This window comes from Brumicola blandensis, assembly GCF_031846165.1.
GTDB lineage: Bacteria > Pseudomonadota > Gammaproteobacteria > Enterobacterales > Alteromonadaceae > Glaciecola > Glaciecola blandensis.
This window is the reverse complement of the sequence record NZ_JAVRIE010000004.1, coordinates 386,652-405,574: the sequence shown is the minus strand read 5'-3', so window position 1 is coordinate 405,574 and position 18,923 is coordinate 386,652. Positions and strand designations below refer to the sequence as shown.

At 43.6% G+C, this 18,923-nt stretch carries 15 protein-coding genes and 1 other RNA gene; 6 read left to right on the top strand and 10 right to left on the bottom strand.

What is annotated here, in order from left to right; genetic code table 11:
- Nucleotides 1–71: 71 nt before the first annotated feature.
- The gene (drt2, locus tag RM544_RS12225; protein WP_311362071.1) at nt 72–1,355 is read left to right on the top strand and encodes an antiviral reverse transcriptase Drt2; all 1,284 of its coding nucleotides are present in this window, start codon (nt 72–74) and stop codon (nt 1,353–1,355) included.
- Between the two features lie 111 nt (nt 1,356–1,466).
- Here drt2 and gcvP read toward each other — a convergent pair whose 3' ends face one another.
- The 3 genes from gcvP to gcvT all read right to left on the bottom strand — a co-directional run bounded on the left by gcvP (nt 1,467) and on the right by gcvT (nt 6,064).
- Complete coding sequence (gcvP, locus tag RM544_RS12220) at nt 1,467–4,391, bottom strand: aminomethyl-transferring glycine dehydrogenase (RefSeq protein ID WP_311362070.1); 2,925 nt, start codon at nt 4,389–4,391, stop codon at nt 1,467–1,469.
- A 137-nt stretch (nt 4,392–4,528) separates the two neighbouring features.
- Nucleotides 4,529–4,918 carry a glycine cleavage system protein GcvH gene (gene gcvH, locus RM544_RS12215; RefSeq protein ID WP_311362069.1) on the bottom strand — a complete coding sequence of 130 codons (390 nt, stop codon included), beginning with the start codon at nt 4,916–4,918 and terminating at the stop codon, nt 4,529–4,531.
- Between the two features lie 63 nt (nt 4,919–4,981).
- Nucleotides 4,982–6,064, bottom strand: a complete 1,083-nt coding sequence (gcvT, locus tag RM544_RS12210; protein WP_311362068.1) for a glycine cleavage system aminomethyltransferase GcvT — start codon at nt 6,062–6,064, stop codon at nt 4,982–4,984.
- 474 nt (nt 6,065–6,538) lie between these two features.
- On the opposite strand from gcvT, the gene RM544_RS12205 reads away from it, so the two are divergent.
- A complete protein-coding gene (locus tag RM544_RS12205) occupies nt 6,539–7,384 on the top strand; it encodes a LysR family transcriptional regulator (RefSeq protein ID WP_311362067.1) in 846 nt (281 codons plus the stop codon).
- Here the strand turns inward: RM544_RS12205 and RM544_RS12200 are convergent.
- Both RM544_RS12200 and RM544_RS12195 read right to left on the bottom strand, forming a co-directional pair.
- Entirely contained in the window at nt 7,360–7,860 is a 501-nt protein-coding gene (locus RM544_RS12200; protein ID WP_311362066.1) for a hypothetical protein, read from the bottom strand. The two genes, RM544_RS12205 and RM544_RS12200, sit on opposite strands and share 25 nt — an antisense overlap.
- Before the next feature lie 59 nt (nt 7,861–7,919).
- Entirely contained in the window at nt 7,920–9,035 is a 1,116-nt protein-coding gene (locus RM544_RS12195) for an alkaline phosphatase D family protein (protein ID WP_311362065.1), read from the bottom strand.
- Between the two features lie 247 nt (nt 9,036–9,282).
- Here RM544_RS12195 and RM544_RS12190 point away from each other — a divergent pair, with 247 nt between their 5' ends.
- Nucleotides 9,283–10,875 (top strand): amidohydrolase family protein, encoded by a 1,593-nt coding sequence (locus tag RM544_RS12190; RefSeq protein WP_311362064.1) that lies wholly within the window; start codon nt 9,283–9,285, stop codon nt 10,873–10,875.
- A 5-nt stretch (nt 10,876–10,880) separates the two neighbouring features.
- On the top strand, nt 10,881–11,780 hold the full coding sequence (locus RM544_RS12185) for a DMT family transporter (protein ID WP_311362063.1): 900 nt from the start codon (nt 10,881–10,883) through the stop codon (nt 11,778–11,780).
- A gap of 21 nt (nt 11,781–11,801) precedes the next feature.
- Here RM544_RS12185 and RM544_RS12180 read toward each other — a convergent pair whose 3' ends face one another.
- From RM544_RS12180 to RM544_RS12160, 5 genes are all read right to left on the bottom strand, one after another.
- Nucleotides 11,802–12,998 (bottom strand): FAD-dependent monooxygenase, encoded by a 1,197-nt coding sequence (locus RM544_RS12180; protein WP_311362062.1) that lies wholly within the window; start codon nt 12,996–12,998, stop codon nt 11,802–11,804.
- A gap of 18 nt (nt 12,999–13,016) precedes the next feature.
- Nucleotides 13,017–14,330 carry an FAD-dependent oxidoreductase gene (locus tag RM544_RS12175; protein WP_311362061.1) on the bottom strand — a complete coding sequence of 438 codons (1,314 nt, stop codon included), beginning with the start codon at nt 14,328–14,330 and terminating at the stop codon, nt 13,017–13,019.
- Nucleotides 14,331–14,344: 14 nt separating this feature from the next.
- Nucleotides 14,345–15,667, bottom strand: a complete 1,323-nt coding sequence (gene pepP / locus RM544_RS12170; protein ID WP_311362060.1) for a Xaa-Pro aminopeptidase — start codon at nt 15,665–15,667, stop codon at nt 14,345–14,347.
- Between the two features lie 23 nt (nt 15,668–15,690).
- Nucleotides 15,691–16,260, bottom strand: coding sequence for a UPF0149 family protein (locus tag RM544_RS12165; RefSeq protein WP_311362059.1), 570 nt, complete (start codon nt 16,258–16,260; stop codon nt 15,691–15,693).
- Nucleotides 16,261–16,457: 197 nt separating this feature from the next.
- The gene (locus RM544_RS12160) at nt 16,458–17,429 is read right to left on the bottom strand and encodes a PEP-CTERM sorting domain-containing protein (RefSeq protein WP_311362058.1); all 972 of its coding nucleotides are present in this window, start codon (nt 17,427–17,429) and stop codon (nt 16,458–16,460) included.
- Between the two features lie 357 nt (nt 17,430–17,786).
- Here RM544_RS12160 and ssrS point away from each other — a divergent pair.
- Together ssrS and RM544_RS12150 are read left to right on the top strand one after the other, a co-directional pair.
- Nucleotides 17,787–17,970, top strand: a non-coding RNA gene (gene ssrS / locus RM544_RS12155) — 6S RNA.
- Nucleotides 17,971–18,010: 40 nt separating this feature from the next.
- Entirely contained in the window at nt 18,011–18,907 is an 897-nt protein-coding gene (locus RM544_RS12150; protein WP_311362057.1) for a ribokinase, read from the top strand.
- Nucleotides 18,908–18,923: the final 16 nt, after the last annotated feature.

Genomic DNA, 18,923 nt, shown 5'->3' with positions numbered 1-18,923 from the left:
CCTGAGGGAGATGCTGGAAGGCCACAATCCTACACTTCTTCAGGTTTTGCACCCTTTTAGCTGGAGGGTGTATGCATCTTAAAAAGCATGCTTGGTTTAAAAGACGCGGCTATCTCCACTTTGACTCCCCAGTATCTTTCAAAAAAGCTCAAAAGCTAGTCAACAGTCCTAAACGCGTATCTAAGCATTCATTTTATCCTCTAATACATTACAGTATTAAATCCTTCAAGGTAAAGCTAAACGCTGCTGGCGAGATTGAGCCAAAGTGGAAAACGAGAGAAATTAAATATGCTGCGCACTTAGATTCGCATATTTATGCCTATTACTCATGGTTACTCGGAAAACGCTACGAAGAAGAAGTACAACGTAGAGGACTTCATGAAAACGTACTAGCTTTCAGAAGTTTAGGTAAAAACAATATTGATTTTGCTAACGACGTATTCGAAATCATCAAGAAGAAGGGACGATGTAGTGCCGTAGGGCTAGATATAACAGGTTTTTTTGACAATTTGGATCATCAGGTTTTGAAGAGAGTGTGGTCTAATTTGTTGGGATTAAAAAAACTCCCAGACGATCACTTTGCAGTCTACAAGTCACTCACTCAATATGCCTATGTTGACCGAACAATACTATTCAAAGAACTGGGCATATCGATCAATAATCCGAAACTCAACCGCCATAGAGCTTGCACCGCAAAAGAATTTAGAGAAAAAGTCAGAAACGGGGGACTTATATATCGAAATCAAAACGACTTTGGCATCCCACAAGGCTCACCAGTAAGCGCACTACTGTCAAATATCTATATGCTGGACTTCGACTCAAAGATGAAAGCAGCATTAGAAAGTCAGGGGGGACATTATTTTAGATATTGCGATGATATGCTTTTTATTACTAAGCCCGCTTTGAGGGATGAGGCAGAAACACTCGCTCTAGATGAAATTAAAAGATTAAAATTAGAGATCAATGCTGCTAAAACTGAAGTTCGAGACTTTTATCGCTACGGTGGCCAATTAAGATGTAAGGGAAAAAAGTCGTTGCAATATCTTGGTTTTACATTCGATGGAGAAAGAAAGCTTATACGCTCCGCTGCGCTTGCGAAGTTCTCAAACCGAATGAAGGCTGGAGTCCGCTCTGCTCGAAAAACCGTGAGAAGAACAAATTCAGAACTATTAAAAAATGGCTCTCCGCCATCTGAACAGTTGCGAAAAAAGAAGTTATACGAGCGTTATTCTCACCTCGGTAAGCGCAACTTCCTCACCTATGGATACCGGGCTGCAAAAGAAATGCAATCTAGCGCAATAAAGAAACAGTTGAAACCGATGTGGTCGAGACTTCAAAAAGAAATGACCAAATAAAAAAGGCGAACCACGGTCGGTTCGCCTTTTTTATTTATTTACGCATTCACAATCTTAATTGAATTCACAAACTTAATTGTCGCGTTCACAATTTTAATTGTAGTTGGTCAATCACTCAGCAAAATCCCGATAACTATCCAAATCAGGGCATGAGCAGATCAAGTTTCTATCGCCATACACATCGTCAATTCGATTTACTGTTGGCCAGAACTTATCTTTTGCGACAGCATCAACTGGATAAGCAGCTAGCTGTCTGTCGTAGCTTCTGTCCCAGTTACTGTCACAAATATCGGCTAGTGTATGCGGTGCGTTATGCAATGGATTATCCGTTGCGTCCCATTCGCCGCTTTCTACTTTTGCGATTTCTTCTCGAATGCAAATCATCGCTTCAATAAAGCGATCCAATTCAGCTAAAGCTTCGGATTCCGTTGGCTCAATCATCAATGTACCAGCAACCGGGAAACTCATAGTTGGCGCGTGGAAACCATAGTCGTTCAAACGCTTGGCCACATCCATCTCAGTTACGCCAGATGCTTCTTTCAATGGACGTAGGTCGATTATACATTCGTGAGCAACACGGTCATTATTGCCTTTATACAAGACTGGGTAATGACCTTCTAATTTCTTCGCCACATAGTTTGCATTCAAAATCGCGACTTCTGATGCCTTTTTCAAACCTTCACTACCCATCATTTTGATGTACATGTAGCTGATAGGCAAAATTGACGCGCTGCCCCATGGTGCAGCAGAAACTGCGCCATTGTTTGCTAAATCTTCGCCTGTACCACCGGCTTCTAAACCAACAACAGAATGGCTTGGTAAAAATGGAGCTAAGTGCGCTTTAACGCCGATAGGTCCCATACCCGGGCCACCGCCACCGTGTGGAATACAGAAGGTTTTGTGTAAGTTCAAGTGCGAAACATCAGAGCCAATCAAGCCAGGAGAAGTAATGCCTACCTGAGCGTTCATGTTGGCACCATCCATGTAAACCTGTCCGCCAAATTCATGCACAATGTCACAAATTTCTTTTACCGTTTCTTCGTAAACACCGTGCGTTGATGGGTAAGTGATCATCGCGCAGCTCAAGTTATCTTTGACTTCTTCCGCTTTAGTGCGCAGGTCGTTTAAGTCAACGTTACCTTTTGCATCACAGTTAACCACAACAACTTTAAGGCTCAGCATCTGTGCAGACGCAGGGTTTGTTCCATGAGCAGATTGTGGGATCAGGCACACATTTCTGTGACCTTCACCTCGACTCTGGTGATAACGAGTAATGGCTAGTAGGCCAGAGTATTCGCCTTGTGCACCAGAGTTTGGCTGCATTGATAGTGAATCGTAACCAGTAATATCAATCAACCAATCACTCAGCTCATCAATCATTTCTTTATAACCTTGGGCTTGATCAATTGGCGCAAACGGGTGCAACTGACCAAATTCAGGCCACGTCACAGGAATCATTTCGGCTGTTGCGTTGAGCTTCATGGTACAAGAGCCTAATGAAATCATACTGTGATTAAGTGCAAGATCTTTGTTTTCAAGCGACTTAATATAACGCAACATTTCAGTTTCTGAATGATAGCTGTTAAATACTTCATGCGTTAGAAAGTCAGATGTTCTCACTAGTTCTTGCGGTATAGATTCAGAACCATTTTCAACAATAGCTGCGTCCAAGGCTGCGATATCTAAACCATGGTTGTCACCTACCAGAACAGCGAACAAATCATCGATATCAGTACGAGTAGTGGTTTCATCAAGACTGATACCAACGGCTCCGTCCAAATCAGCTCTGAAGTTCATACCTTTTGCAGTCGCTTTACTTAACACTTCTGCTTTGTTAGCTACTTTCACAGTGATGGTATCGAACCAAGTTGTGTGAGCAAGCTCAAGACCTTTTTGAACTAGGCCCGCAGCGAGAATGTCGGTAAAACGGTGTATGCGATTAGCTATTGTTTTTAAGCCTATCGGGCCATGATATACCGCGTAGAAGCTTGCCATGTTTGCTAGTAAAACTTGAGCCGTACAAATATTCGAATTGGCTTTCTCACGACGAATGTGTTGCTCTCTTGTTTGCAGAGCCATTCTCAACGCTGGACGGCCGCGCGTGTCTTTTGACACACCAATAATACGGCCCGGTAATGAACGTTTGTAAGAGTCACGAGTTGCAAAGAATGCTGCGTGTGGACCACCATAACCCATTGGTACACCGAAACGCTGCGCACTACCAAGTACGACATCAGCGCCGAGCTCACCGGGAGGTGTCAACATGGTAAGTGCCATCAAATCTGAGGCAACGGCAACAATTCCTTTATTTGCTTGAACGTCAGCTATCACTTTGGAAATATTTTTAATTTCGCCAGTTGAGCTTGGATACTGCAATAACACACCGAATACATCGTGGTTTGCTGCTTCCAATGCGTGACCAACGATCACTTCAAAACCAAACATTTCAGCACGTGTTTTTACTACATCAAGTGTTTGCGGATGAACGCCTTGAGACACGAAAAAGCTATTTGACTTTTTGTTTTTAGATACGCGCTTAGCAAGACCCATTGCTTCCGCGGCAGCCGTTGCTTCATCTAACAGAGAAGCAGATGCCAATGGCAAACCAGTTAAGTCAATTGTCACTTGCTGGAAGTTTAGGATCGCTTGCAAACGACCTTGCGCAATTTCTGGCTGGTAAGGTGTATACGCCGTATACCAACCTGGGTTTTCAAGTACATTTCTAAGAATAACGTTAGGCGTATGCGTATTGCTGTAGCCCATGCCGATGAACGAACGATTGATGACGTTCTTTTTGGCAACGGCTTTTAGCTCAGCTAAGGCATTCACTTCAGTTTGCGCTTCACCTACTTTTAAAGGTTCAGGTAAACGAATGCCGGCCGGCACAGTTTGTTGCATTAAATCATCTAATGAATCCGCACCGATGAAATCCAACATAGACGCCATTTCGTCACGGCCAGGGCCAATATGACGACGAATAAAGTCGTTTGGTTGCTCTAAATCTAGCAAAGAAACTGGGGTATTTGATGTACTCATAAATTGGCGACCTAAAAACAAATTTGAAAATAGAAATCAAAGCGCCACTGAAAAAGCGGCGTCTTGAGTCAAGGCTTGCAGCCTATATGTTTGTTTGCGGAGTTGTTCAGTAAAACCAAGTCCGCTAAAGAAGCGTTTTATTCTTCTTCGATTGAGCCTTCGTATGCTTCTGCATCCATTAGGCCTTCAACTTCAGCAGGATCTTCTGCTTTTACTTTAAATAACCAACCATCACCGTAAGGGTCAGAGTTAACCAGTTCTGGCGAATCTTCTAGTTGCTCGTTAACACCAACAATTTCACCTGTAAGAGGAGAATAAATGTCAGACGCCGCTTTTACAGATTCAGCAACAGCGCAGTCATCACCGGTAGTTACCGCATCACCTTCGTCTGGCAAATCAACAAACACCATATCACCAAGCAAATCTTGGGCGTGTTCAGTAATACCGACAGTGAAAACACCATCGCCTTCAGGACGAACCCATTCGTGAGTGCTCGCATAACGTAAATCAGTTGGTATATTGCTCATAATCTTTCCTAGCTATTAGTCAGTTGTTCTTATTCGTTTAGGCATATTGCAAACAGTCGTTTGCTATAGCACGCTTTTTCCATTTCGCACGAAACTTGGTTTTACTACATTAACTGTAACCAATTTTTTGCGCATTTCCACCTCTACCGTGCCACCAATTTCAGTGCCAGCCGGAACGCGCGCCATGGCGATACTGTGGCCCAATGTTGGAGAGAAGGTACCAGAAGTAATAACACCTTCACCGTTCGCAGTAATTACTTTCAAACCAGCACGCAGTACACCTTTATCTGTCATCACTAAACCAACAAGTTTATCGTGGCCTGCAGCTTTTTGAGCTTCAAGCGCTTTACGACCAACAAAGTCACGCTCTGCTGGTTCCCATGTAACGGTCCAAGCCATGTTTGCCGCTAAAGGCGATATTGTTTCATCCATGTCTTGGCCATATAAGTTCATACCAGCCTCAAGGCGAAGCGTATCCCTGGCACCTAAACCACAAGGCACAACGCCAGCAGCAAGCAACTGATCCCAAAATTCTTCAGCTCGCGCTGCTGGAACCATAATTTCGTATCCTGCTTCGCCGGTGTAACCCGTCGTTGCAATAAACAAGTCTTCAGCTTGCACACCAAAGAAAGGTTTCATGTCAGCAACCGCCTCTTTTTGTGCCGCTGAGAATAAGCTTTGCGCTTTTGCTTGAGCTGTTGGCCCTTGAACAGCAATCATGGCGAATTCATCGCGTTCAGTAATGGTCACGTCAAAGCCATCTGCAATCTTGTTCAACCAGTTTAAATCTTTTTCTTTGGTTGCCGAGTTCACAACCAAGCGATAGTTCGTTGCTTCGAAGTGATACACAATCAAATCATCAACAACACCACCCGCTTCATTCAGCATGCCGCTATAAAGTGCCTTGCCTTTGGCTTGTAGCTTTTCAACATCGTTAGCTAACAAGTAACGCAAATAAGCTTTCGCCTCTGCACCAATCACATCAACAATCGTCATGTGCGACACGTCAAACATACCCGCATCTTGGCGAACGGCATTGTGCTCTTCAATCTGTGAGCCGTAATTAATCGGCATATTCCAACCGAAAAAATCAACCATTTTAGCGCCAGCTTTAATATGCGCGTCGTATAGTGCAGTCGTGTTCATTTGTATCTCTCGCTATCGATTTAATGCATCAAAGTATATGGAGTGCCCCCCTACTTTTCTAATTAAAAGTCCTAATGAATACATTTACTTTTTAAATGTATTCACTACAATGCATTAAAACTACTGATAAAAACCGCGATGTAAAAAGCTGATGCACCTGAAGCACGGTATGTAGCAAAGTGTCAATCGGCAGGACGCCGATTGCCAAGCGACCCATGGATGGGCCTGAAGCGCCTTTGCTGCATGCTTTGTGACCATCATACTGCGATGAAAAGCTGATGCACTTGAAGCACGGCATGTAGCAAAGTGTCAATCGGCAGGACGCCGATTGCCAAGCGACCCATGGATGGGCTTGAAGCGCCTTTGCTACATGCCGTGCTTTAAGTGTGTTAGCTTTTATTAGCTTTTATTAGCTTTTATTAGCTTTTTAGCTTTTGAGCTTTTTAAGCTTTGAAATATCACAAAGGAAAACTAATGAAACAACTATCACTGGATAATTTGCGCACCTTTGTGACCATAATCGAGCTAGGTGGCTACAATAAAGCAGGCGAGTTATTAGGTCGTTCACAGCCCGCTATCAGCCTGCAGATAAAAAAGCTAGAAGGTCAGCTCGGCAAGAAGCTCTTTGATAAAGTCGGTCAACGTTACCAAGCCAATGCCGATGGCCAATGGCTATTTGAAGAAGCCAAACAGATGTTAGCGATCAATGACGACATCTTCCGACACTTAGAACAAGATACCTTGCGCGGTCGTCTGCGTCTTGGCATTCCCAGCGAATTTGCATCTCGTTTGTTGCCCAGCATTATCGGCGAGTTCAGCGTTCGTTATCCAGACGTATCACTCGATGTGACGTCAGCCTTGAGTAGACAATTATTAAACAACAATAAGCGCAATGACTTCGACCTTATTTTGGCCTTGGTTAACCCAGACGAACCTATGGAAGGAGAACTATTGATTGAGGATGAACTGGTTTGGGTGGGTGATAACAAACAAGTGATGAACACGAACAACCTGTCACTGGTGTTGGCGCCCGACGGCTGCGTGTATCGTTCGAGAGTCATTCAACAGTTAAAACAACAAACCAAAGCATGGAAAATTTCTTACACCAATGCTGACTTGTACGGCTTGATCGCGGCTATTAAACAAGGTTTAGGTGTGACTGCATTGGCAAAAAGCAGTGTGCCGCCAGAGCTAGATATCATCAAAAATAAACGGCTTCCGCCCTTAGGCAAGATCAAGATTTGTTTGTTCAACCAAGACACACAACACCCGCAAGTCAGCCTGACTTTGGCGGACTACATTCGGTCAAGAATCACTTGAAAATTGTACTCCTTGCCTGCTTGCTCTATCACTTCTAATAACTGCGGATGAGAGATGTGATAATCGATGGCGTAAAGCGAAACTGGGCTAGGCAGGCTAGATTCACGAGCATCTAGTGTAAAGTCATAGACTGTCGCCTTAGAACGTCCAGCTTTCGCTAGTTCAACAATATTCACCTCTCGAATAAAAGACCATTTCACACTGGCTTTTTTGTAATCATTCACCCACGTGATCCTTTCAGCGTCAATACTGAGCGAATTACGTCGAGTGAATAGAAGTTTCAACCAGTAAACGCAGCAAATAGCGAAAAATACAGAACAACTGATTGCCAACAGAACAAAACGAAAGCTTAACTTAATGGCCTCATAGTCGAACCAAGCTAACACACCAAACAAGGCGCATAACAGTGTCGTTAGTAATGCTTTGATGAGTATTGGTTGACTGTTGTAAGGTACTTTTATATTAATATCGGACAATCTATTTTCCATGACGACTAAACACATTTATTTGATACTAGGATGTTCTCACTCATTCATTAATGCTGAAGTTCACTCAGCTGTATTTTCTGCTGATTCAAGATGCCACCCTCTCTGTCTCTTGCTGTGAGTATAATTTTGGACTGCAAAAGCGCATCAGCCCACTCAACATTCACTTCACCAAAATTAGTGTCTCTAACCACAGAACCTTGCCTGAATGTATTGCCTTCATTCACGGGGGTAAACTGTCGCGTAATGTCACTAGAGGTAAAATCCCAGATTGGATATGGCACTTCTGATCCCAATTCACCGCTATCTTTGGAAATTTCCATTAAATGTCGGTCACCGCTCAAAAATACAACGCCGTTAGCTTTAGTTTCGCCAATCAAGCGATACATTCTTTCACGCTCATGAGGAAAGATCCCCCAGCCTTCCCATGAATGCTCGTAAGCAACAAATTGAATACTACTGACAATAAAACGAACGTCGGCAGGCTTAAGCAACTCCTGCTCTAGCCAAGCCCATTGCTCTAGTCCTAAAATTGTTTTGCTTTTGTCCGTAACCGGTAAATAGGGCCCCTTGTTCTGCGGTCTACCTTGCGGATTCATGTTAAGTGGGTCGCGGTGATATCGAGTATCTAATACAATGATTTGAATGCGATTCCCTGCATCCTCAAGCATGCGAGAGTGGTAAATGCCAGCTTGCTGTCGGATAGGATCGTCTTCGGCAAATTCAAAGAAATCGAGAAACGCTTCTTGTGATTCTTTCTTCAGTGGAAACTCTTTTCCTGCGTCGTTGGCACCATAATCGTGATCATCCCAAGTGCCCAACATCAATGGTACTTGTTTACGGAAAGCAGCGAATTCAGGTATCGCGTTAGCTAAAGCATAAGCCTCTTCGAAGCGTTCTTTTGATTGCGCTGGATTTTTTTTGCGTTTGCCATCGACCATATAGATATCAGCATAAACATTATCACCAATAAACAAGAATACATCGGGCTGAGTCTTTGCTATTTCGGTCCAAACGGCTTGAGGCTCATACTGATTTGCACAGGATGCAAATGCAAGCGTGAATACACTATCTTCACTTTGATCGTCAGATGATGGGGCTGTACCGGAAGAGCATGCAGCAGACAGGCACAAAAAACTCAAGGCAGCGACAAGATGCTTTTTCATCCTTAAAAATCCTTTAATTCCATGAAAACTATTAATAAAAAGAATTGAGCGCCATAAATAAAATGAAATCCCTATGGCGCGATATTACACAAATGATAGTAGGATTTTGTGACATGTCGAGGATTTCATGTCATTCAAATCAATACACTGTGGTGATATTTCATACAATTGTCTACTAATCTTGCCAAAGCGGTGAAGATCTCGATATTTCATCGTATACTGCTAAAAAAACAAGAATGGCGGAAACATGTTGAAACTCCTAAGCAAGTACCTATTTTTATTCATTACCATATCGATTATTTCGGTTGCTCATGCAGCTCCCGGCGCCAAAGCGCCAAACAAAGCTAGCGACGAAGGAGAAGGGCCTTATGAACGCCTTATCCTGCGTGGTGTGACCGTAGTCAACGGTGAAGGTGCGCCACCTATGGGCCCTGTTGATATTGTGGTTGAAGGTAATCGCATCACTAACATTGTCAGTGTCGGTCACCCTGGTGTGCCTATTAAGGCGAATAAACGCCCTAAAATTCAAGAAGGTGACAAAGTCTTAGAGTTGGAAGGCTATTATGTTTTACCCGGCTTTATTGATATGCATGGCCATATCGGTGGTTCAGCTGACAATATCCCTGCTGAATATGTCTTTAAATTATGGCTAGGGCACGGTATTACCACTGTTCGAGAACCAGGCAGTTTTAACGGTTTAGACTGGGTACTTGATCATGCTAAGCGCAGTGAGAAAAACCAAATCGTTGCGCCACGCATTGTTCCTTACCTTGGCTTTGGTATGGGTAGCAAAGAGCCTATTTTCACTGCAAAACAAGCGCGTGATTGGGTAAAGAAAGCAGCAAAACAAGGTGCAAAGGGTCTTAAGTTCTTTGGTGCGACACCAAAAGTAATGACCGCTGCACTCGAGGAAGCTAAAAAACAAAATATTGGTACTATGATGCACCACGCGCAACTGAACGTGATGAGCATGAATGTATTAGATAGCGCTCGCTTAGGTTTAACCACAATGGAGCATTGGTATGGTTTGCCGGAAGCATTATTTGAGGCGCAAACCATACAGAATTACCCAGCAACCTATAATTACAATAACGAACAAGACCGCTTTGCTGAAGCTGGGAAGCTTTGGAAACAAGCTGCGCCCTATGGCTCAGAAAAGTGGAATGCTGTTCGTGATGAACTCATTGATCTTAATTTCACGATCAATCCAACCATGACAATTTATCAAGCCAGCCGTGACTTAATGCGTGAACGAAATGCTGACTGGCATAAAGATTATACGCTACCGACTTTATGGGAATTCTTTAAGCCAAGTCGTTATGCACACGGTTCATACTGGTTTGATTGGACAACTGATGAAGAAATTGAGTGGAAAGAAAACTTCCGTCTTTGGATGCAGTTTATAAATGATTTTAAAAATCACGGTGGTCGCGTCACAACGGGTTCTGACTCGGGTTATATTTACAAGATTTATGGCTTTGGTTACATCAGCGAACTAGAACTTTTGCGCGAAGCTGGATTCAACCCTTTTGAAGTTATTCAAGCCGCCACACTGAATGGTGCAGAAGCTTTGGGTATGGCAGATGAAATTGGTTCAATCAATATTGGTAAGAAAGCCGATATGCTGATCATCAAAGAAAACCCTTTGCGCAACTTTAAAGTGTTGTACGGCACTGGGCACTATCGTTTGAATGAAGATAATCAACCAATTCGTTCAGGTGGGGTCGATTACACAATCAAAGACGGCATTGTCTATGACGCCAAAGCATTACTTGCCGATGTAAGAGCGATGGTAGAAGCGGCGAAAGCAAGTGAAAACTCAACACAAGAGAGTCAATAAAGAGAATGTCCAACCCCTTATTATTTGTTGCAACCTGTTTAATATGGGGTTCGACTTGGATAGCAATTAACTATCAAATTAATGTCATCGATCCAGCGGTATCGGTGGCTTTTAGATTTACGATTGCTGCTTGTATTTTAGGTGCGTGGTGCTGGTTAAAAAAACTCCCCATGCGCCTTTCTTGGCAAACCCACAAGAAACTTATATTAGTGGGCGTCTTATTTTACACCCTCGACTACTCTTTTCTCTACGCTGCTCAACAACACATTATTAGCGCCTTACTCGCCCTGCTAAGTTCTAGCGTTATTTATATCAATGTAGTATTAAGACGCTTGCTACTTGGAAAACCTATGCGATTAGAAGTCGTGGTGGGCGCAACTTTTGGTTTATCCGGTATCTTTATGATATTTATTCCAGAGTTTGAAGCCTTGAGTGTAAACCAAGGCTTAATGATAGGCTTGTTGTTTGCTGCCGCCTCATTTTTGAGTGCGGGTATTGGCAATGTAGTTTCGGAAAAGATCCTCGACGCCGGAACCCCCGTCATCCAAATGAACTTCTATGCAATGAGCTACAGTTTAAGTTTTACCTTCGGTTTCGCTTTATTTAGTGGCGCCGATTTCACATTGCCCACTACGCCAAGTTATTACTATGCCTTGCTTTATTTAGCCATGTTTGGCTCGGTACTTGCGTTTGGAGCTTACATGAAGCTTCTGCAGCAAATAGGTTCCGATAAGGCTGCGTATGTAGTTTTAGTTTACCCCATTGTCGCCTTGGCTATTTCGACGCTATTTGAGGGCTATCAATGGACGCTTCTATCGGCTATTGGTGTGCTCATTGTTCTTTTTGGGAATGCCGTTGCGATGGGTAAAGTCGCTATGTTTAAACGTACTGAAGTTGGCATATAGTTGGCCCCGCGTGTATTTTTCCTACTTTGCTAAGTCTGGCAGTTTACCCGCGCTGCCCGTTGCTTGCTGAATAAAGAAGTGTTTAATCGGCTGAATAGAGTTTGCACCAGCAAGACCCAGCCCTCTGGCTAATTTAAGCGGAGCAAACGTACCGCTGAACATGCGCTTAAAGCCTTCCATCGTCGCGATCACCTTCATTGCTTCTGCTTTTCGCCAGCGCTCATAAGCTCGCAAAGACTTCAGTGTATGAAAAGGCTTATTCTCAGCCTTTAAACGGGTCAGTTCCTGAACCAATGACGCAACATCAAGTAATCCAAGATTCGCCCCCTGCCCCGCCAGTGGGTGAATGGTATGGGCGGCGTCTCCAACTAAAACAATACCGTCGCTCACCCATTGTTGCGCGTATTGCATTTTCAACGGATAGTGAAAACGAGGGGTAATGAGTTCACATTTACCCAAGTGGTTATCTAGGGCTACTTGTAGGGATTGACAAAAAGCCTCTTCATTTAGCGCGAGCAAATCTTCTGCAACGTCAGTATCTTGTGACCAAACGATAGAACAGGTGTTTGGGTCGCTGAGAGGCAAAAATGCCAGAGGTCCATGGGGTGTGAATGCTTGTCTAGCCACCAGTTGATGTGCTTCTTGAGTTTTCACATTGGCAACAATCGCGATATGGTCATAATCCCATGAGGTCACCGCAAATTTTGCCTGTTTGCGTACGAAGGAATTTCCCCCGTCAGCGCCCACCAGCAATTTACACATCACCATCTCGCCACTTTCGAGTTGAATAAGCTGCTGCCCATCTCCTTGGTTCAAAGATTGGATTTTTTGTTCTTCTAATACCGTTAAATTAGGTAGTAATTTACCCGCTTCAAACAAAGCTTGCGTGATCACAGTGTTTTCGATGATGTGACCCAAGTTATCGATCTGATTTTCACTTGCTGAGAAATGTATCTCACCAAAGCTTTGGTCTTCCCACACATGCATAGCTGAATACGCTTGCATGCGTTGTATGTGCTCCCAAGCGCCGAGATTTCGAAAAATACGCTCACTTGCTTTGCTGATTGCGCTGACTCGTGGAGAAAAAGCGTCTTCAGGCACTGACTCAAGCTTCGCTGCATCAATCACTGCCACACTAAAATCAGCTTGAGCCAAGCCTAAAGCCAGTGTTTGACCTGCGATACCTGCGCCAACAATAGCAACATCTACACTCAACATTTTTATATTAACCTCATTCTAGCGCTTACCCATTGCAAAGGAGGCTAACTTATCTTTGAACACCGGCGCATGATTCAACGCAAACAAACTGATGTTTCTCCCCACAACGAAGGGGAAATGCTGATTTGAAAAAATACGAACTAAGCCATCGGTTGCCTGAATAACACTACTTTTGTCTTTCTCTCGCAGTTGCTTGTACGAATGTGTTATTTCAAACGTACCCGGGTCAGGCGGTATTGCATCTTGTTTTTGGATGCACTGTAAATAACCATCAATATCTCTTACCCCCAAGTTGAAGCCCTGTCCCGCGATGGGGTGCAAGCTCTGTGCTGCGTTGCCCATGCAAATTACGCGGTGGGAGGCGAATATCGGTGTTTTTACGAGCATGAGAGGATAAGAATGTCGAGGTGATGTTGCTACTATTTTACCTAGCTTGTCACCGAAGAGTCCTTGTAATTCTAGCAAGAACGCCTTATCACTCAACGCCGTGATTTGCTTGGCATTCTCTGTTTGAGCAGTCCAAACTAAGGACATTTGATTGCCGCCTTCCGTTTGCATCGGTAACAGTGCGATAGGACCCTGCGAGGTAAAACGCTCGAACGCACGGTTATGATGAGGACGTTGACAAAGCACGTTGGCTATAATGGCACTTTGCTGATAGGCGTCAACCTCATGAGAAAGTTTAAACAAGCCCCGTGTTGGCGATTGAGCACCTTCAGCAACAATCACTAGCTTCGCTTCTAGCAGCAGTGTCTGCTTACTCGCCTTTTGCTCTGGTGTATTATCAAAGTCTTCAAACGAGCTGTTAATTAAGGTCAAGCTGGTCGACGATTCGCCTCTTTCTAACTCAGTAATTTTAAATGGGCTTAAATAATCAACTCGACTTGATTCAATTAGCTTCAAAAGATGCGTGCCCATATCAGCCAGTGAGACAACATGCCCCATACTCGCCTCATCATTATTCAAAGCGCCAATAGCATTTTGAGCTCTTAACTGAACCTGTCCAAGATGTCCACGATCTGAGACGTGAATATGCTTTATTGGACAGCTTGTGATTGTGTCCATATCTATGCCGAACGCTAACAGCTGTTGATATGACTCTTGTGCTAAAGCAACGACTCGAGTATCAAAACTGGGGTGAGTTTGATTTCCAGTTGAGCTTGTTTTAACCTTACTGTTGCTTGATATTTCTAGTGGTTTTGCTTGCGTGTCTTGAGCGAATGCTTCCACGACAGCGATTGAGTAGCCAGTATGATTGCTCAAAGCCAAAGCGGCGGCGCACCCGACGATGCCGCCACCTGCAATTACAATGTCATAGCTTTGCTTTGTCATTAAGTTTTCGTCACTTATTTCGCCATCAGCGCTTCAATGTCATCAATTTCTTTGGGCGCATTTTCCGTTAAATTTCTGTGGCCTGTTTCAGTCAGCACGATATTATCTTCTATACGAATACCTATCCCCTTGAACTTCTGTTCAACGTCGGCCGACTCTGGAATATATAATCCTGGTTCAACTGTCATCACCATGCCCGCTTCCAAGGGACGATCTTCACCGTTAATTTTATAAATACCTACATCGTGCACATCTAAGCCCAGCCAGTGACCTAGTCCATGCATAAAGAAAACTCGCCACGTTTCATTTTCTATATTTGACTCGAGTGTGCCGCTCAAAATACCCAGTTCTAGTAGACCTTCAACTATCACTCTGACGCAGGCTTGCATCGCTTCAGATATTGTTTTACCTGGTATAAGTACATCAAGCGCTGCTTTTTGGCTGTCCAACACTAATTGATAGAGTGTTTTTTGTGTATCGTTAAATTTACCATTCACCGGAAAGGTACGCGTGATATCCGCAGCATATCCGTGTAGTTCGCAACCGGCGTCAATCAACACTAGATCGCCATCATGCAACTCACTGCAATTTTCAGTGTAATGCAGAATACAGGCGTTATCACCGCTTCCCACAATAGTTCCATAAGCCGGATAGCGAGCGCCGTTCATAGCAAACTCGTGAAGCAATTCAGCTTCTAAGTGATATTCAAATTTACCCGGTGCGCTAAATTGCATTGCACGGCGATGAGCTAGGCAAGAAATGCTAGCAGCCTCTTGCATGACAGTGATTTCTGCGTCTGACTTGATTAGCCGCATACCATGAATCAAAGGTTGGATATCGTGTACATGATTTGGTGCGAGTTTCGTTTGTTTTGGGGCATTGCGGCATTCAGCCAATGCTAACGAAATAGTCGACTCAACCGCAGGTCTATCGTCAAAGGAATAATATAAATGCTGATGTCCATCGATAATGTCTGCAAGATACTCATCAATTTCTTCAACATCAAAAGCGTGACTGACTTGAAGAGCTTTTTTAGCCGCTTCAACACCGAGTCGCCTTCCGTGCCAAACCTCAGCAAATGCATCAGTGGGTTGAACAAACATATATGAAGTTTCAGCTTGTTTGTCCGAGGTACCTTTGTTCGATAATAGCAAATAGGCTTCAGGCTCGTTGAAACCGGTCAGGTACCAAAAATCGCTATTCTGCCGAAACGGATACTCAGTATCATTGCTACGAGTCACCAAGCTGTTGGCTGCCACGATGCACAAACTATTGGGTTCACATTGAGAGAGTAATGCTCGTCTTCGTTCAGAAAATTCAGCAGCGCTAATCGCCATGAATAGATGTCCTTTTTTTAGATTTAGTGCACAGAGGTAGAACTGGTGTTGTCATCAATGAGCGGTTTTCCTAACTCATTGAAGCAAAGCATTGCGGTAATGCGCACATACTCCATCACCTCAAATAAAGCTTGCTCTGATTCCTCATCATCATTCATTTCTTCATCCATGCGAGCTATTTCGCTGAAGTCTTCCAAGGCTTCCTTCACATCTGCTGAGCAAGCTGTAAGGTCCGCTTGATGTAGGCCAAAGCCTAGCAGAAACCCTTGTACCCATACGAGCAATGCGGCGCCGCGTTCATTGATTGGTGCGGCATCATCAGGTAAACAGAGTTGGAGAGCGAAATCAGCGTCAAGGTATTGCTGACAGATCTCATTAAACAGATCGGTGATGTCAGTTTTGGCAGTGCCTGTAAAGCCATCGCCTTGATTAATAACATCACTCAATGCCTCTAACCAAGACTGGTCGTTCGCTGACATTCCACCCGCCAGCATACCGCACAATATTCCATGCACCTCTGACGCATCGACAATGATATTATTTTGCGAGAGCATCGCACTGAAGGTTTCATAACTTATTTCGTTTTTAGACACAGATCCATCCCACAATTCAATTGCTGCAATCCTACCAAAGCAGCAAGCAAAGGGAAATAAGCCAGAGGTATTGAAATCAAAAAGTGACCATAAAAAAAAGCCACAATCGAAGAAAGTGGCTTTTGCTCAACATGGTTTGTATCTTTGTCATTCAGCGTCTTGTTTTTACATCAGCGCGTTGATTATTGTTTTTACTTTTACCCGCGCTTTCTTCTGAAGGCAAGAGCAAGTGCTCCAATGCCAAGGAAAAGAATACTTCCAGGTGCTGAGGCTTCAACGACAGCTCGCACATTAGAAATGCCGCGGATATTACTAGGATCGCCGAATCGAGCAGCAGAGTTAGCCAGAGTTAAGCTAGGGCCATCTGGACTAAAGCCAAAAAAGCCTTCACTTTTTACCGTTGCACTGTACACAAGCTCTACGGTTTCATTAGCACCGATAAAGCCAAGGTTAAAATCTTCAACGCTTAATTCAGACCATGAATAAAGGCCATCGGATGCATCATCATCACTCAACGACACTCCCGTTTTGGTCAGTTGATTTGGCACAAGTTGTTGGAAGTTATTTTGGCCAAGCGTCTCAAACCTAGCAAAACTCGAGAAAATACTCATGCCACCGAATGTAATATCGATTTGATATTCAGCAGAGGCCGAAGCATCGTTTTGTGTGATGCAACCAGCATTATCAAATGGGCCTTCTTGTTCGACCAAAACAACTTCTTCAAGTGGAGAACAAAACGCTGAAAGTGAGCCTTGGTCAATTAAGAAGTCGAATAAAAAACTGTTTCCAGTATTGCCCGTTTCAATCGTATACGTTTGAGTGACGTTCGCTTCTGTATAATAATCACCGAAGCCCACCGAACTGAGAACAAAACCGTTGTCTCCACCTGCGATCGCATCCGATCTAGCATCAACTGGCAAGATACTCTGCATACCTTGGCTTAGTTCGTCGCTATCTCCGGGAATAAACGACCCAACCGATGTTGACGCGCTAGCTGTAGTTTGACCCGCTTGATTGGTTTCGGTGACTGGACCATCTGACACACCTAAAAAGTAACTCTTTGTCTCACTCGTGGCAGTTACGCTGTAAGTTATCAGCTCTGCTTTGGAGTGCAGTGAAACCGTGCTGAGCAAGGCCAGAGCAATGCTGGTTTTTGCGAAGTTCTTCATAGTACATATTCCATATAAAACAATTGAGTCATTCAATTTATGTGGTCTCTATCAAGTGCATGTTTGACCTTATTCACGTACCAAACAGGCGCTTTGTTATGACACGAAATACTTTCGTATCAATCACCATAACAAAGCAATTATTACACCAAAAGAATATATACAAATAATATCAGATACTTATAGATATATTGACTATTCAAATTCCTATACATGTAAAAAAATCTGACAATAATTCGTATAATTGTGATCAATTTTTCAATCGATTTTCTAAACAACTGTTCCGAATAACACTTCAATGCGAGTCCAGATTCATGTAATATCGCTTCCCCCTGATGAAAATATCATTAGGTTCTGCGCTTCCTGGAATGTTTGCACGTGCATTTCATGTTCCTGGCCGATGCTTAAAACTTAGGAAGTTGACACTATTGCTATTGTGTATGCTCGACCCGTATCGAGAAACCTGAGGCAATGTAGATACCTCCACCGTGTCCTTGTCGGCACACGGACGAAAAATGTATAGCGGCATTTTGGGAAGCACCAATTAAATTCTTCAAACAGTAGATCTGCAGGGAAATATCATGGCAGTGTTCAACTTCGGTTCGATCAATATTGATCACGTTTACTCTGTTCCTCATTTTGTTCAACCTGGCGAAACGCTCTCATCCAAAGATTACCAATCTATTCTAGGTGGTAAAGGAGCAAATCAGTCAGTAGCGCTAGCAAAAGCAGAGAATGACGTATTTCATGTTGGCGCAATTGGCAGCTCTGATGCCGCGTTCATCACCCAAATGAAAAGTGCAGGCGTCAATTGTGCGCATATTAGAGAAATGAGTGACGTTGCTTCGGGCCATGCGATAATTCAAGTGACACCGGACGCTGAAAACAGCATTATTTTGTTCGGCGGTGCAAATCAAACCTTAAGCCATGACCACATAGCAACTGCTTTGGCAACGGCCAAACAGGGTGACTGGGTATTATTGCAGAATGAAACGAATGCCATTGCAGACATCATAGATAAAGCACATGAACTTGGCTTAAATATCGCTTTCAATCCTGCCCCAATGACGGAGTCGGTGAAAAGTCTCCCATTACAAAAATTGAGTTTACTTGTCGTGAACGAAATTGAGGCTGAGCAATTGACCGGTTTCAATGACATTGAAAAAATGAAACAGGCATTGTTAGCGGCCTATCCATCGACCAATTTTGTAGTTACTTTGGGTAAACAAGGCGCTTGGTATATAAACCAAGAAACCTCAGCGTTTTGCGAGGCGTTTAAGGTCAAAGCGGTAGATACAACCGCAGCTGGCGATACATTTATTGGCTTCTTTCTGGCTGCCTTCCAACGTCAAGAAAGTGCTGAAGAAGCCTTACGTTATGCGAGTGCAGCCTCAGCCTTAGCGGTTACAAAAGCGGGGGCAGCCCCATCAATACCCAGTGCAAAAGAAGTACACGACTTCTTGATATCACAGAAATAATTAATAAAATCAATTA